14 protein-coding genes are annotated in these 15,009 nt (G+C 63.2%); 3 read left to right on the top strand and 11 right to left on the bottom strand.

Features of this window, described 5'->3' with window-relative positions:
• The first annotated feature begins 18 nt into the window (after positions 1–18).
• Positions 19–204 (top strand): hypothetical protein, encoded by a 186-nt coding sequence (locus BG61_RS42035; protein WP_129572026.1) that lies wholly within the window; start codon positions 19–21, stop codon positions 202–204.
• Between the two features lie 5 nt (positions 205–209).
• Here BG61_RS42035 and BG61_RS20540 read toward each other — a convergent pair whose 3' ends face one another.
• Both BG61_RS20540 and BG61_RS20535 read right to left on the bottom strand, forming a co-directional pair.
• Positions 210–413, bottom strand: coding sequence for a DUF2970 domain-containing protein (locus tag BG61_RS20540; protein ID WP_035925131.1), 204 nt, complete (start codon positions 411–413; stop codon positions 210–212).
• A gap of 424 nt (positions 414–837) precedes the next feature.
• Entirely contained in the window at positions 838–1,884 is a 1,047-nt protein-coding gene (locus tag BG61_RS20535) for a LacI family DNA-binding transcriptional regulator (protein WP_035925177.1), read from the bottom strand.
• A gap of 98 nt (positions 1,885–1,982) precedes the next feature.
• Here BG61_RS20535 and BG61_RS20530 point away from each other — a divergent pair, with 98 nt between their 5' ends.
• Positions 1,983–3,176, top strand: a complete 1,194-nt coding sequence (locus BG61_RS20530; RefSeq protein ID WP_035925133.1) for a phytanoyl-CoA dioxygenase family protein — start codon at positions 1,983–1,985, stop codon at positions 3,174–3,176.
• A 432-nt stretch (positions 3,177–3,608) separates the two neighbouring features.
• Here BG61_RS20530 and BG61_RS20525 read toward each other — a convergent pair whose 3' ends face one another.
• From BG61_RS20525 to BG61_RS20485, 9 genes are all read right to left on the bottom strand, one after another.
• On the bottom strand, positions 3,609–4,490 hold the full coding sequence (locus BG61_RS20525) for an SMP-30/gluconolactonase/LRE family protein (RefSeq protein ID WP_051672677.1): 882 nt from the start codon (positions 4,488–4,490) through the stop codon (positions 3,609–3,611).
• Entirely contained in the window at positions 4,487–5,881 is a 1,395-nt protein-coding gene (locus tag BG61_RS20520; protein WP_035925134.1) for an MFS transporter, read from the bottom strand. Before BG61_RS20520 ends, BG61_RS20525 begins: the two co-directional genes overlap by 4 nt.
• Before the next feature lie 25 nt (positions 5,882–5,906).
• A complete protein-coding gene (locus BG61_RS20515) occupies positions 5,907–7,355 on the bottom strand; it encodes an MFS transporter (protein ID WP_035925135.1) in 1,449 nt (482 codons plus the stop codon).
• Between the two features lie 303 nt (positions 7,356–7,658).
• Positions 7,659–9,017, bottom strand: coding sequence for a citrate/2-methylcitrate synthase (locus tag BG61_RS20510; RefSeq protein ID WP_051672676.1), 1,359 nt, complete (start codon positions 9,015–9,017; stop codon positions 7,659–7,661).
• Positions 9,018–9,137: 120 nt separating this feature from the next.
• Positions 9,138–10,070 (bottom strand): hydroxymethylglutaryl-CoA lyase, encoded by a 933-nt coding sequence (locus BG61_RS20505; protein WP_035925138.1) that lies wholly within the window; start codon positions 10,068–10,070, stop codon positions 9,138–9,140.
• A gap of 44 nt (positions 10,071–10,114) precedes the next feature.
• Positions 10,115–11,284, bottom strand: coding sequence for a CaiB/BaiF CoA transferase family protein (locus BG61_RS20500; protein WP_035925139.1), 1,170 nt, complete (start codon positions 11,282–11,284; stop codon positions 10,115–10,117).
• Positions 11,284–12,567, bottom strand: coding sequence for a CaiB/BaiF CoA transferase family protein (locus BG61_RS20495; RefSeq protein WP_075584193.1), 1,284 nt, complete (start codon positions 12,565–12,567; stop codon positions 11,284–11,286). The genes BG61_RS20500 and BG61_RS20495 overlap by 1 nt, the downstream gene beginning before the upstream one ends.
• Entirely contained in the window at positions 12,564–13,013 is a 450-nt protein-coding gene (locus BG61_RS20490; protein WP_232255959.1) for a hotdog family protein, read from the bottom strand. Before BG61_RS20490 ends, BG61_RS20495 begins: the two co-directional genes overlap by 4 nt.
• 48 nt (positions 13,014–13,061) lie before the next feature.
• On the bottom strand, positions 13,062–13,760 hold the full coding sequence (locus BG61_RS20485; RefSeq protein WP_232255960.1) for an FAS1-like dehydratase domain-containing protein: 699 nt from the start codon (positions 13,758–13,760) through the stop codon (positions 13,062–13,064).
• A gap of 8 nt (positions 13,761–13,768) precedes the next feature.
• Here BG61_RS20485 and BG61_RS20480 point away from each other — a divergent pair, with 8 nt between their 5' ends.
• Entirely contained in the window at positions 13,769–14,836 is a 1,068-nt protein-coding gene (locus BG61_RS20480; RefSeq protein ID WP_035925147.1) for an Ldh family oxidoreductase, read from the top strand.
• The last annotated feature ends 173 nt before the right edge of the window (positions 14,837–15,009 follow it).

Raw genomic sequence — 15,009 nt, 5'->3', positions numbered from 1 at the left:
GCGCCCCACCACGTCGGCGTGAAAATCAAGGAAGCCATACATGGCTATCCTGAAGTTCCCGGCAACGTGACGACCTCGGCAACAAAGCGGTGGACACGGTCTCCCACCGCCGGTTTGGCGCTCATCATCGACCGCTGGAACAAGCAACTGATGCGCAACGACCAACGCCAAGGCCGGCCCGTGTGCGCCACCTACGATGCATGAGCAGATCAAAAGCCCTGCATCGTGCTGGTCGACTGCGCGACAAGGTGCACCATGCCGAAGATGATCGCGCCAATGCATGCGGCCATGAACACGGCTACGAACGGCAGCAGGACGATATTGACGTTGGCGAAGTCGGCCTCATGCGATGCACGTTTGCGCACACCGAAGAAGCTCGAAAGAACGATGCGGACGAGGCGAAGGAATTCCACGATTGACTCCTGTTGATCTGGCTTACCTCCATGATCAACGCAGTCACGAATCGAAAACAGCAGCAGCTTCGTAAAATACGAGGTAAGCAGAGCAGCCTGCCGCGCGGCGAATCGTCGCACGCTGGCACTCGGTATGCCGGTTCGCACGAACGGCCAGTCACCTCTTCCTTATCCACCGACCTCGTTTTCCCCGCGCATCGGCGGGCCTTTATGCGGTCGCAATTCGCAGTCGTGCGGTCGGGACCCGCCGACTCGACCGCGCCCTGAACGAAGTTTTTGGGCCTTGTGCCGCTCATTCGGGCGTTGTTCGCCGAGCTAAGCTGGCCGAGTGAGGGCCGTGCTAAATGAACAAGGCGCATTCGGTACGAACCGCGCGCGCAGATTCGTGTGGCCGTGCGGCATGTAGAGCGGCACGGCCGACCGGCTACCGCCGGCGGAATCGTTGTTCGACAAATTGCGGGACGTTTACCGGGGTGACCACCATCACCGACGACGATGGTCCGACCGCGGACGCCGGCAGCAACTTATGAAAGTGCATGATGTGATGGCACGCGGTTCGCATGTCCTGACGCAGGTCGTGGTGCAACACAGCACTAAGTTTTCCGTCACGCAGCAACTCGACATTGTCCCTATCCAGATCGTGCCCGATGAAGCACCTCGGCGTCTGGCCTATCGACTTAAGCGCACGAAGTATCGCGCCATTTCCCCCGCCCATTGAGTACACAGCCACGATTTTTCGCTTCGAACCCACGGCTCGTTTTACGCGTTCCTCCGTCTGGGCATCAAGACCGTGACCTCCGCTGGCATCGACGAGCGTGAGCTTCGGATACCGCCGCTGCAACTCGTCGCGAAAGCTGATCTCGCGCTCCTCCTCGCCCCTGAAGCGCTCGTCACTCATTGTGATGAGGACGTCACCTTCCCGGCGAGCGAGCCATTGACCAATGAGATAAGCGGCCGTCGCACCCGCCATCCGGTTGTCGAGACCAGCGTAGGCCATGCGCGCGGATTGCGGAATATCGGTAAAAATCGTGACGACGGGGATACCCCGTTGCTGCAACCCCGCAACGGCGTCGGCAACCTCAGGGACATCCCGCGCCTTGAGAAATACGCCGTGGCTACCTCGTCGGCCAATCCCCTGCAGGGCGTCCACCACTTCTGCCGTCGTCATCGTGTCCTGCAGCAGAAAGCGCGGCCGAAACACAGCCGGATGCAGGCCCGGCAGTTCCGACTCCAGTGCTTCACGAAGCTCGTCGGAAAATCTGCTCGGCGCTTCAACGACGACATCGACAACGAGCTTGCGCCCGCTGGTTGCCAGCTGGAATTGCTGTTTCTCCAGTTCTTTTATCGCGTGCTGGACCCGTTGGCGCGTGTGCTCGCGAACGTGTTCCCGCCCGTTCAGCACCCGGTCGACCGTCGCTAGCCCAAGGCCCGCCTGAAGGGCGATTTCTTTCATGAGAAATCGATGAGCCACTGCGAGCACGCCCCCAGTTGATGTGTTCTTGAGGTGTTTATGGTAACGCAAGCACCCGCTGGAGGGCTATTGTTGTGGAAAGGACAGAAGGAGACACCATGAGTACTGTCGAATCGGGTCGCGACGCTGGGTTACGCCATTGGTACCGGGAGCAGGACTGCTCGCTACAGAATTTCGTGGCCCAACTTCACCCTGTTCCAGCGGACAGCGACTTGAGGTTTGCCGCTGAAATACGCGAACACGTTCCAGTGTATGACTGCCGCGAGCTTAGGGGTGACATTGAAGACGCATCGCGACGCGCGGACCTGCAGTCCGAGTGGTCGACCATATTGAATCGCGGGGCGGGTGTGCTGGTGCTGAAGCGGGCTTACGATGACACCACACCAGTTGATGAGGCGACGAAGGTCTTTGAGTCGATCATCCGCGAGGAGCGCGAAACGGGCGGCGCCGCCGCAGACCACTTCGCAAATGCAGGTGCAAATGACCGGATTTGGAATGCGCACGAGAAGCTTTGCCTGCGCGCTCCCTCGGTTTTTGCCCGCTACTACGCAGGTTCGGCACTTTGCGCGATAGCTGAAGCGTGGCTTGGTCCCCACTTTCAGATGACCTCGCAGGTCAACGTCGTACGCCCCGGCGGACAGGCGCAACAGGTGCACCGGGATTATCACCTTGGATTTCAAACCGTAGCGGAAGCCGAGCGTTATCCGGCGCACGTTCATGCGATATCCCCCTTTCTCACGCTGCAAGGAGCCATTGCTCACAGCGACATGCCGGTGGAAAGCGGGCCGACCAAGCTCCTGCCTTTCTCGCAGCGGTATGCCGAGGGCTACCTTGCATGGCGCCGCCAGGATTTCCGCGACTACTTCGAGGCGCACTATGTACAACAGCCGCTCGAAAAAGGCGACGCGCTGTTCTTCAATCCCGCGCTCTTTCATGCAGCCGGTCCGAACAGGACGACCTCTGTGCACCGCATGGCCAACCTCCTGCAGATTTCCTCGGCCTACGGTCGTGCGATGGAGTCGCTGAATCGCACCAGGATGTGCGAAGTGCTTTATCCAGTCCTGTTGGACCGGGTGCGAACGCAAAGTATCGAGCGCGAAGAAGCCGACGCGGTGATTGCGTCGTGCGCCGAAGGCTATCCGTTTCCGACGAATCTGGACAGGGATCCGCCGCTAGGTGGCCTCGCTCCGGAGAGTCAGCAGGGATTGTTCCGCCGGGCGCTGACAGAGCTATGGAGCATGGACAGGTTCGTAGCCGCAATTCGTGAGCAGGCTGAACGGCGCGAGGCGTAGGAATTTTTAGCGAGCAGGCCAAGGGCCCTCTGCTTTGCGTCGAATCACTGTTGAGTGATCTGTCGGCTGCCGTGGACGGACGTGAAAGTGACACGACTTCGGCAGCGTTTTGTCAATCCGCCTGATCTGCCGCGCCGATCGGACGCGCGTGAGCGGGCCTGGGCCAGACGGCCGAAGCACCGCCGCCACCTTCGCCACTCGACTACCTGTGTCGTCCGCCACCGTCATTGGAAGCCTTACCGCCCATTGCCGGACGCCTTAACGGAATCAAAGGACGCATTGAACGCGCCAGCAAAATTGACGGACATTCGACCGCTCGCGGGTTGCTGAAACGCAATTCGGGTCAATCGGCTGTCTGCCTCTTCCCGCGTCGTTGCTAGTGAACTCTGGCAGCCTTTTCGCCAGCGCAATTCGTGAACGCCGCTAGCAGAATCAGCGAACACCAACGGCGTACGACGATTCCGGGCAGCCTTCGATATCGGTGTGCAGCGAGAACAACGCGCCCGCAAGCGGCTGGCGTTGCAACGCATCCTCGGAAAGCTTGCGTGTCGCGCTCGTGATGAACAGCGTGCGCATGTCCGGCCCCCCGAACGTGCAGCTTGCCGGCTGCGTGACCGGCATCGGCACCACGCGGTCGATGCGTCCGTTCGGTGCGTAACGCGTCACAACGCCGCCGCCATATTGCGTGCTCCATAGATAGCCGTCGCGATCGACGGTTGCGCCATCGGGAATCCCTGCACCGGGCGCAAGCCGCGCAAATAGACGCCGCTCGCCCGGCTCGCCGGTCACGGTATCGAACGGAAACGCCCAGATCACCGGCTCGATACCGTCGGCGAAGTACATCGTCGCGCCATCAGGCGAGAAGCACAGACTGTTGGGCACCGCCACGCCTTCGATCACGCGCGTGTAACGCCCCGCCTCGAAGCGATACAGCGCGCCCACCGGACCCCGGCCGATGTCATCCATCGAGCCGACCCAGAAGCGGCCCTGCCGATCGCATTTGCCATCGTTGAAGCGCATCTGCGGCTGGCCGGCGTGCGGCGCGTCGAAGCGTTCGAGCGCGCCCGTCGCCGTATCGAAGAAGGCAATGGCCGAACGCAGCGCCACGATGAGGCCGCGCCGCGACGCGCACGGCGCGATCGAGCCGACCAGTTCGGGCATTGGCCAGCTTTCCGTGTGGTCATCGCTCCACTTGCGACGGCGAATCAACTGGCTGCGGATATCGACCCAGTTCAGCGCCTGCTCCGCGGCGGACCAGAACGCGGATTCGCCGAGCACATCGCGCGTATCGCCGACCCGCTCTATCGGGTTCAATGCGCGATCTCCTCCAGCGCACGCCCCGTCACGCGCGGACCGAGCCACGCAACCGTCGTGGCGATGATCGCCATCGCACCGCCGATGAATGCAAATACGCCAGCCTGCCCGAACGCCCGCAGAAAGTAGGCAATGAAGAAGCCCGCGAAAATCGAACTCAGCCGGCTCCACGAAAACACGAAGCCGACCGCGCGCGCCCGCATCCACGTCGGAAACAATTCCGATTGATACGCATGCACGATGGTCGACATCCAGTTGACGACAAGCGTTTGCAGACAACCGACGACGATGAGCCAGCCGGGCGCATCGAGCATGGCGAAGATCGTGCCGATGATGGCCACCGAAATCACGCTGCAAACGAGCTGCCATTTACGCTCGAACCGGTCGATGACGAGCATCACGATGAGCGGCGCAACCGGATAGGTCAGGACGATGAGAAACGTGTATTCGAGGCTGCGCGTGACGAGAATGCCCTTCGCGATCAACAGAGTCGGAATCCAGCTCACGAAGCCGTAATAGCCGATGGTCTGGCAGAAGTTCACGATCATCAGCATGATGGTGCGCATGCGATAAACCGGCCCGAACATCTCGGCGATGCGCCCCTGCGGATGCACCGTGCCGACCACCTTCTCCGGCTCGGGCAAGGGCTTGCCATACTCCGCCTGCACTTTCGCCTCGATCGCGGACAGCACGCGGTCCGCTTCGGCGAGCCTGCCGTGTTGCGCGAGCCAGCGCGGCGACTCCGGCAAGCCGCGCCGCAGGTACAGCACGAGCGCCGCGCCGAACGAGCCGAACAGGATCACCCAGCGCCAGCCATCGAAGCCGAAGGGCCTGGCCGGCACCAACATCCACGCGAGAAAGGCGACGAGCGGCGCGCTGATCTGCGCAAGCCCGTAGAACAGCGCGAACGCCTGGCCACGCGCGCCGCGCGGCGCGAGTTCGGAGATGTAGGTATCGATCGTGATCATCTCGACACCAATGCCAATGCCGCCTATCAGACGCCAGACTTCAAGACCATGCACCGAACCCTGAAACGCCAGGATGAAGGTCGTGACGCTGTACCAGATCATCGAACCGAGAAACACTGCGCGCCGGCCGAAGCGATCCGCGATATAGCTAAAGCAGATCGTGCCGATGAAAAGGCCCACGAACAGCGACGCGAGAAAGGCCGCCAGACCGTTGAGATCGAAAAACGACGCAGTGGTCGAAGTCAGCAGCTTGCTCTGGAACAGACCCGGCGCGATATAGCCGGTGAAGTAGATGTCATATTGCTCAAAGAGGCCGCCCGCAGCGATCAGCATCACGAGCGTCCACATGTGCCGGGTCATCGGCAGGCGGTCCAGTCGTCCGTTGATGGTGCCGGATACGACGCTGGGGTCTACGGAATCCATTGGCTGCTCCGCTAAGACTGACTGATCACCGCGCGATATCGTCGAGGGCAAGGCCCGTCGTGCGTGGTCCGAAGAGCGCAACCGCAACTACGACGATCGCCATCGCCGCGCCGATGAACGCGAACACGCCCGGCACACCGAACTCGCGCAGGAAGAACGCAATGACGAAGCCAACAAAGATCGACGACAGCCGGCTCCACGAATACACGAAGCCCACCGCGCCCGCCCGCATGCGAGTCGGGAACAACTCGGCCTGATAGGTATGCACGATCGTCGAAAGCCAGTTGACCACCAGCGTCTGCGCGATACCCACCGCGATCAGCCAGCCAGGCGCCTTGAGCATCGAGAAGATCACGCCGATCACCGCTACCGATATCGCACTCCACACCAGTTGCCATTTACGCTCGAAACGGTCGGCAACCAGCATGACGATGAACGGCGCGATCGGATAGAGCAGCACGATCAGGAAGGTGTATTCGAGGCTGCGCGTCACCATGATGCCTTTGGCGATGAGCAGTGTCGGAATCCAGCTCACGAAGCCGTAATAACCGATGGTCTGAAAGAAGTTCACGACGACGAGCATCAGTGTGCGGCTGCGATACTGCGGGCTGAACGCTTCGCGCAGCGTGCCCTTCTGCTCCTCGGCTTCCGGCGCTTCGGTGGGCGCGGGCAGTGCCTTGCCGTATTCGTGGCGTACGCGGGTTTCGATCATCTGCATCACGCGCTCGGCTTCTTCGAGACGGCCTTTCTGCACGAGCCAGCGCGGCGACTCCGGCAGACGCAGTTGCAGATACCACACGAGCAGCGCGCCCGCCGAACCGAGCGCGATCACCCAGCGCCAGCCTTCGAAGCCGAGCGGTGCGATCGGCACCAGCACCCACGCGAGAAACGCGATCAGCGGCGCGCAGATTTGCGCCACGCCGTACACGAGCCCGAATGCCATGCCGCGCGCATGACGCGGCGTCAGCTCCGAGACGTAGGAATCGATCGTCACGTACTGCACGCCGACGCCGATGCCGCAGATCAGGCGCCACACGTTCAGCCCGAGCGCCGTGTCCTGAAACGCGATAAAGATGGTCGCGATGCAATACCACAGCATCGATGCGGCGAACACACGGCGGCGGCCGAAGCGGTCCGCGAGACTGCCGAAGCAGATCGTGCCGATGAAGAGCCCGATGAACAGCGACGCCAGAAAGCCGGCGAGGCCGTTCATCGCGAAGAAACTGGCCGTGGTCGGTGTGAGGATGCCCGAGCGGAACAGACCCGGCGCGATATAGCCCGCGAAGTACACGTCATAGAGTTCGAAGAAGCCGCCGAGTGCGACGAGGGTGAGCAGCTTCCATAGCGTGGCGGTCATCGGCAGACGGTCGAAGCGCGCGGTCACGCCGCCAGCCGTGATGACGCGCGACGGATAATCCGCGCTGTCGAGCGAGCCGACGACATCCGCGCCGATGGCCCTGTTGGGGGTATTCATCCTCTTCTCCTCCTGTGCAGCCGGCTGGATATCGAAGGCGTACCGTGCCGGTCGTGAATGTCGGGACTAGTTATTCGATGAGGACCCTGCGGGCTTGCATCGCATCGTGTGGCGCGCGAGCTTGTCTGAATCGCCGTCCGGGCCGCTGTCTCCTTTCGATTGGCCCAGTCTAGTGACGCACGCGATGGCCCACAATACTTGATCGTTGAATCAACATGAACCCGGCGTGGCGCGCGCCGAGGCGCCAAATGAAAAACGGCCCTTGCGCGGGCCGCTTGTCTCGTGCTGTGTCGTGCTCAGGGTTCAGGGCGGCAAGATCGTCGCCAACCATGCGCCATCGACGGACTGTTGGCCTTCCGCCCTTCCCTGCGCCGGCCCTGCCTGAAGGTAATCGGCACGCGGACGAATCAGCGCACCGGACTCGCGCTGTTCGATGATATGCGCCACCCACCCCGCCGAACGGCTGATGATGAACAAGGAAAACGCGCTGCGCGGCGGCAGACCCAATGCAACGGTCAGCATCGTCAGGCCGATTTCGAGGCTCGGCAGGCAGCCATATCCGGCAGCGATATCGAGCGCCGCGAAGAGCGGTTCAACCGCGGCATGTCGTCCTTCGAGCCGCCGCGCGAGGTCGATCAGATACTTCGCGCGCGGGTCGCCGTCCGGATACAGCGGATGGTTGAAGCCCGGCAGATTGCGATGCGCGGCGTAGTGCTCCTTGAAGAGCCGTTGCGCCTGCGTGATCGTCCTGCACGCGCGCAACAGGTCTTCGGTGGCTTCGTATGATCGCGCGGACGTGAGTCCGGTTTGCGTGAGGATCGCCGCCGCCACGCATTCGCCGATATCCGCCCCCGCCGATGCCGCGATGCGCGCCACGAAGGTCGCCTGCGCGAGTTCGTGATCGGCGCACAGCACGAGCGCGGCATCGAGCGCGGCGCAGTGCCCGGGCGATGCGGTCCCGCCCAGCACAGTCAAGAGCGTCGCCGCGAGGCCGTCCGTGCGCTTGCGCGTGAGACTGGCTGCGGCGCCCGAAGACGCGCGGCGCAGATGAGCGAGACAGTGCGCCATGGTCGCGATCATGCGGCTGCATTCGATGAACTGTGCATCGCCGGCCTGCAACGCGCGCAGATGCTCGCCCCCGAAGCGCAACGCGATGTCGGCAAAGAAACGCACGAGTTCGCGGCGCGGTTGCGGGCCCGCCGTGCGCGACCAGGCGTCGGCAAAGCGCAGCGTGCGCGCGCACGGCTGCCACGACAAGGTCACGTCGTTGCCGGGATTCCAAAGCGCTTTCACGACCTGTTCAAAGGATTGCCCCCTGCGGGCCAGTTCGAGCGCTGCGACGCCGCGATAACGCGGGCCTTCTGCGGTGATCTCGGTGAGCGTGCTCGAGATGATCGGCTCGCCCCAGCGCATCGCGGCCGCGGCGACGGGCGCGTGACCGCTGCGGGCATCGGCGCGCGACTTCATGCGTTCGACGTCCTGCCGCGCGTAGAGGCGGCGTCCCTTGTCGCCCTGCGGCACGCTGCGAATCCAGCCGCGGCTGACGTAGGCGTACAACGTTTGCAGCTTGATTTGCAGCAGCGCGAGCGTCTCGGCGCGCGTCAGGTAATCACCGGGCGCGTCGGGGGACGCGCCCGGACTATCTTGCGGGCTGGGTTGCACCTCGGTCTCCTTGCCGGCAATAGCGCGCCGGACGGGGGCACAGTGAACCACAAGATAATCAAACGCGTGAACGCTCACAATCGGGTCATGCCAGTAGGAAGGGGCGAGCGCACACTCCCGCTAGACATGAAGCTCGGCCTCTTGACGAAACGTCTTCGGAATGCCGGCCTTCGGCACCTGACCGTACATCGGCTCGCCGGGCAGGCCTTCGTGCAGCAGCTCGCGCGCGGCAATCAGCCGGTCCAGGTCGATGCCGGTATCGAAGCCCATGCTCTCCAGCATGAACACGAGATCTTCCGTGACGATGTTGCCCGACGCGCCCGGCGCGAACGGACAGCCGCCCAGACCCGCGAGCGCCGAATCGAAGAAACGGATGCCCTCTTCGAGTCCCGCCAGCGCATTCGCGAGCCCGAGCCCCATGGTGTCGTGCAGATGCAGCTTGGTTAGCTTGCCGCCGATTTCGGCGCGCACGGCCTTGACCATCCTGCGCACCTGAACGGGATTGCCATAGCCGACGGTATCGGCGAGCGCGACAGCATCCACGCCCGCTTCGGCCAGCGCCACGGCCGTCTCGATCACTTTTTGCAGCGGAATGACGCCATCGATCGCGCAGCCGAAGGCGGTCGCGCAACCCGGCTCGATCGCCATGGGCCGCTCCTGCTCCCGAGCCCATTCGACGATGCGCCGCACTTCCGCCACCTGCTCCATGGTGCCCTTGCGCGTGTTCGAGCGGCTGTGGCCTTCGCTCACCGAGACCGGTACGCCGACGCCATGTGCGCCCGCTGCGTACGCCGCCTGCGCGCCGCGCAGATTAGGCACCAGCGCCATCACGCGCAAGCCCGGCTGCTGCAGTGCGGCCTTGACGATGGCGTCGGTGTCCGCCATCTGCGGAACGAGTTTCGGCGGAACGAAACTGCCGACCTCGATCTCACCGACGCCCGCCTGGGCAATCGCCGCAATCCAGCGCGCTTTCAGCGCGGTCGGCATGATCTCGTGCGCCATCTGCAAGCCGTCGCGCGGCCCGACTTCGCAAATCATCACTTTTTCTTTCATCTTCCCTGCTCCTTCGGATAGGTCTTCCCACGGGCCCGATGCCATCAACGCAGCACGCCCGCTTCGGTCAAGGTTTCGATTTCGTGCGCATCTAGGCCGAGCAGTTCGCCGAATACGTAGTCGTTGTGTTCGCCAAGCCGCGGCGGCGGCGCGAAGTCGCCGCGAAAGCCTTCGCTGTCGCGCCACGGCAGCGCGATGCTGCGCGAGCCATCGGCGAGAACGGGGAACAGCCCGCCATCGGCGAAATACGGGTCTTCAATCACCGCGCCGATGTGCCGCGAACGCGCCGCGGGCACGCCGCGGGATTGCAGTGCATCGAGCGCGCGCGCGGGCGGTTGAACGCGCAGCCACGCAGCCAGCAGATCGTCTGCCGCGGCGCGGTGCGTGACGCGGCTGACGGCATCGGCGAAGCGGGAATCGGCTGCTAATTCCGGTTTGCGCATGGCGTCGCAAAGGGCGCGCCACTGCCGGTCGTCGCTCACGGAGACGGCGAGCCAGGCGTCGTCGCCGGCGCAGCGGAAGCATCCGGATGGCGCGGCGTCCGGCTCGCGTGCGCCGGTCGCGGTCGGCGTCTCGCTGCCGAGCGCCTCGCGAAACAGCAATTCCGGCAGCAGCGCGACGGTGCTCTCCAGCATCGAAAGGTCGATGTAAGCGCCCTCCCCGCTCACCCGCCGATGTCGAATGGCCGCCAGCACCGCGCAGCTTTCCCACAACGCCGTGATCGGATCGGTCCACGCGGGCAGAATGCCCATTGCCTCGACGCGTTCGTTCAGCGTGCCGACCACGCTGGCGCGGCCGCTGTACGCCTGCAACAGCGAACCGTAGGCGAGCGAGTCACGCTGCGGCCCTTCGCGGCCCGTTCCCGACGCAGACACAAAAATCAGATCGGCCCGAATTTTGGCGAGCGTCGCGTAGTCGAGGCCAAATTTCGCCAGCACGCCATTCGAGAAATTTTCGACAACCATGTCGCTCTGCGCGATCAGACGGCGAATCAGCTCGGGGCCCTGCGGCCGGCTCAGGTTGATCGTGCAGCTTTTCTTGCCCGCGTTCACCACGGCCCACCAGGGCTGACGCTGCGTATGTTCGCGCCGCGTCGACGATTCGATCTTGATGATCTCCGCGCCCATGCCCGCGAGCATCTTGGTGGTCATCGGGCCGGCCAGCACCCAGCTGAAATCGACGACGCGCAAGCCCGCCAATGTTTTCTGTGTCATCACACCACTCCGTGCCGGCGCAAGGTTTCGACTTCCTCCGCAGACAGCCCGAGGCGCGCTTCGAACACGGCGCGATTGGCCGAGCCAAGTACGGGCGATACCACCTCGCGTGCACGCGGCAGCTCGGCGCCGGATGTCGTGCGCATGGAAAATGGCAGTCCAGGCATCGACAACGGCGTGTTGCCTGCGCCCTGCCAGCGATCGAAAAAGCCGCGTGCATTCAATTGAGCGTTCTCCAGCAGATCGCGCGCACCGCTTACCGGGAAGCACGCCACGCGCGCCGCCTGCGCGCGTTCGAACACGTCGGCGCGCGTGTGCTCGCGCGTCCACTTCGACATCTCGTCCTGCAAGGTCATCCAGTTCTCGTTGCGCGCCGTGCGTTCGCCGCAAAGCGTTTCATCGCGCGACCACGTCGGATTGCCGAGCAACTCGACCCAGCGTTCCCACTGATGCTGTTCCCGCGGCGAAATCATCACGAAGCCATCCTTGCATGGCAAAAGCCAGATTAGCCCGCCCGCGACCTCGGTGCCTTGCAGCTCCTCACGCAGACGGCTGAAGCTGCGTTCGCCGCGTCCGTAATCGGCGACCGGTTCGATCAGCAGATGCGCGATAACATCCAGTTCCGCGCATTCGATACTGCGGCCATGACCATTCATTTGCGCTTCGAGCAGACCCCAGAGTGCCGCATTCGCCGCCGCGACACCGGTGGCGAGCGCCACTTCGCGATCGGCGCAGGCGACAGGCGCTTGCTGATCGGGCGCATGCACGGGCCGCGCCTGATGAAACGCATAGCCTGCATGATGCGTGAGGGTGAAATCGGTGAACGCGGAGGGCGTGCCGGATTCAGCACGGGTCGCCCACGACGTCACAGCGAGCGTCACGAGAGCGGGCTGGATTCGCCTCAGCGTATCGCCGTCGAGTTGCAGTTCGGCAAGACCCGTTGCATCGGAGGTGATCAGCAGATCGGCGGTTTCGATCAGACGCCGGAACAACGCGGCGCCTTGCGGATGCGACGGATCGAGCGTCGCGCTCTCTTTGCCATGGTTCAGATAGGCGAAGAGCGCGGCATCGTTGCCATAGGGTGCATCGGGCGCGAACGGGCCGATGCGGCGCAGCGCATCGCCCGTGCCGGGAGGCTCCAGCTTGAGCACCTGCGCGCCGAGATCGCGCAGCACGCGCGCGCAGAACGCGGCGGGCATCGAGTGGCTCCATTCGATCACGCGCACACCGGCGAGCGGCGCGGCGATCGCGCGTGCTTGCAACGTGGAGTTGGCGGCGTTCATGCGGCCTCTTCGAGCACGGCGGGATCGAAGGGATACGGCACGGGCGCACCGTTGCGCAAGGGCAGCACGACCGTCGCGCTGCCGGGCGTGCTTTCCTTGCCTTCCTGATTGCGCAAGCCGATCTCGAGATGCACGAGACCATAGCCGCCGCGCTTTTCGCGTCCGGTCACGCGCCCCCATGCCGTGAGCAGATCGCCCGGCACGTTCATACCGCGAAACTGGAACTGGAGCTTCCACGCCCAGCCGCTCTCGCCGACCCAGTCAGTCAGCAATTGCAGCATGATGTGTTGCTTCCACGAACCGTTGACCATCACATCGGGCAACTTGTCGTGCTGGGTCGCGAAGCGCCAGTCGTAATGGATGCGATGCCAGTTCTCCATCGACGCCGACCAGCGCACGATATGCGCCGTGGTCATCGGTCCCTTGACGAGAGGCGGGATCTCCATGCCTGTTTCAATGTCCTCAAAATACAATCCGGCCATGATGGTCCTCGCCTAGCGCATGATCTGAGTGTTGGTGACCTTCAAGAGCTTCTCGCCCTTTTCGTTCACATAGGTTTCCTCGATGATGACGAACACCATCGGTCCACTCTTGCCGTCGCGCTGCACGATGTCCTTGTAGCGCGCCTGACGCAGCACCTTTTCACCGACCCGGGCATAACGATAAAGCTCGTATTCGTAGCCGCCGTTCAGATCGCGCGGCAGTTCCACGTCGACTGCGGGCAGGCCGCTGAAGCTGCGGCTCAGGCCGTCGTAGTCGGGTTTGTTCATGTCATCGAGCGGATCGGGCGATGCGGGCGGGCGGCGAAACGCATGAACCGGAAACCCCGGCGGGGCAACCAGACCTCCGTAACGGCTGGTCGCTGCCCAGTCTTCGTCCCAGTAACGGCGCGCGTCGTCCATGGTCGCGTGATGAAAGCGGCGCACTTCGCTGGCTTCGACGGGATGGGTCGACGTGACCCAATCGGTCTGCGCGCCGATGATGGCTTTCACCTTGCCAGTGATGTATTCGTTGCTCACGGCTCTAGTCTCCTGTTGCTTCATCGACGAAGCCAGTCTAGGTGAGCCGCCATGCAGCGCACAATACTTGATCGTTGAATCAACGTCTTCCCAGCGTTGCTTCGATCGACTATCGTCCATCTCGTACCGCAACGGACCCGCATTTTTTTCGCGCGTTTGCTGCATCACATTCATCACGGGAGATGGCGATGGAACCGATCCGCTACGACGCAAGCGCGCTCTTTGACTATGCAGCCGACCTGCTATGCAAGGCGGGGCTTGCAAGCGGTCATGCGCAGTCCGTGGCGCGCACGCTCGTGGACGGCGACTTGCTGGGACACGACACGCATGGACTCGCTTTGTTGCCCGGATATCTGAAGGAACTGGAACAGGGCGCGATGACGCGCGAAGGTTCGCCGCACATCGTCTCGGATTATCCTGCCGCGTTGCTCTGGGATGGCCGCCGCCTGCCTGGTCCAGCACTCGTGCACGCGGGTATCGATGCCCTCGCGCCGCGCGCACGCGAACTCGGTTCTGCCACGCTCGTGATTCGACGCAGTCATCACATCGCATGCCTTGCCGCGTATCTGCTGCGCGCCACCGAGATGAATCTCGTGATGATGCTGGCGAGCTCCGATCCGAGCGTGCAAAGCGTCGCGCCGTTCGGCGGTACGCGCGCCTTGTTCACGCCTAATCCCATCGCGCTCGGCATACCGACATCGACGACGCCGATACTCATCGATATTTCGTCATCGATAACGACGAACGCGATGAGCGCACGCTATCACCAAAACGGGCGACTGTTCGACGAACGCTGGATGATCGATGCGCAAGGCAACGCAACGCATGATCCCGGCGTGTTGTTCGCCGACCCCCCGGGCACGATCCTGCCGCTTGGCGGACTATCCGCGGGTCATAAGGGATTCGGCTTGGCATTGATGATCGAAGCGCTCACCGGAGGCCTCGCCGGCTTTGGCCGCGCGGATCCTCATGAAGGCTGGGGCGCGACTGTGTTCATGACGCTGCATGATCCGGATGCTTTTGGAGGCATCGAAGCATTCCAGAGGCAGATGGCCTGGCTGAGCGACGCCTGCCGCAGCAATCCGCCGCGCGTGATGGATGACCCGGTGCGCTTGCCCGGCGACCGTGCGATGGCCAGACGCGCCGAACAACTCGCGCATGGTGTGCGTTTGCATCCCGCCATCCGCGCTCCGCTCGAAGCATGCGGCGCGCGATATGACGTGTTTTTTCCGGAGGCGCAGGCGGCGTGAACTTTTACGGGAGGTTCACTGTTTCAACAGCTTGTGAATCCCGTAGGTGAGCACTTGCGATCCATGTCCCTTTCGCCCGTACATCTCTCGCAACATCATCGCTCACAGGATGGGACGAAGCAGGTGCATTGGCAATGCGGCAATCATTTCATGTACTCCGGCGTAGCGGGTTT

This window comes from Caballeronia glathei (genome assembly GCF_000698595.1).
GTDB lineage: Bacteria > Pseudomonadota > Gammaproteobacteria > Burkholderiales > Burkholderiaceae > Caballeronia > Caballeronia glathei.
This window is presented reverse-complemented; position numbering and strand designations above follow the sequence as displayed.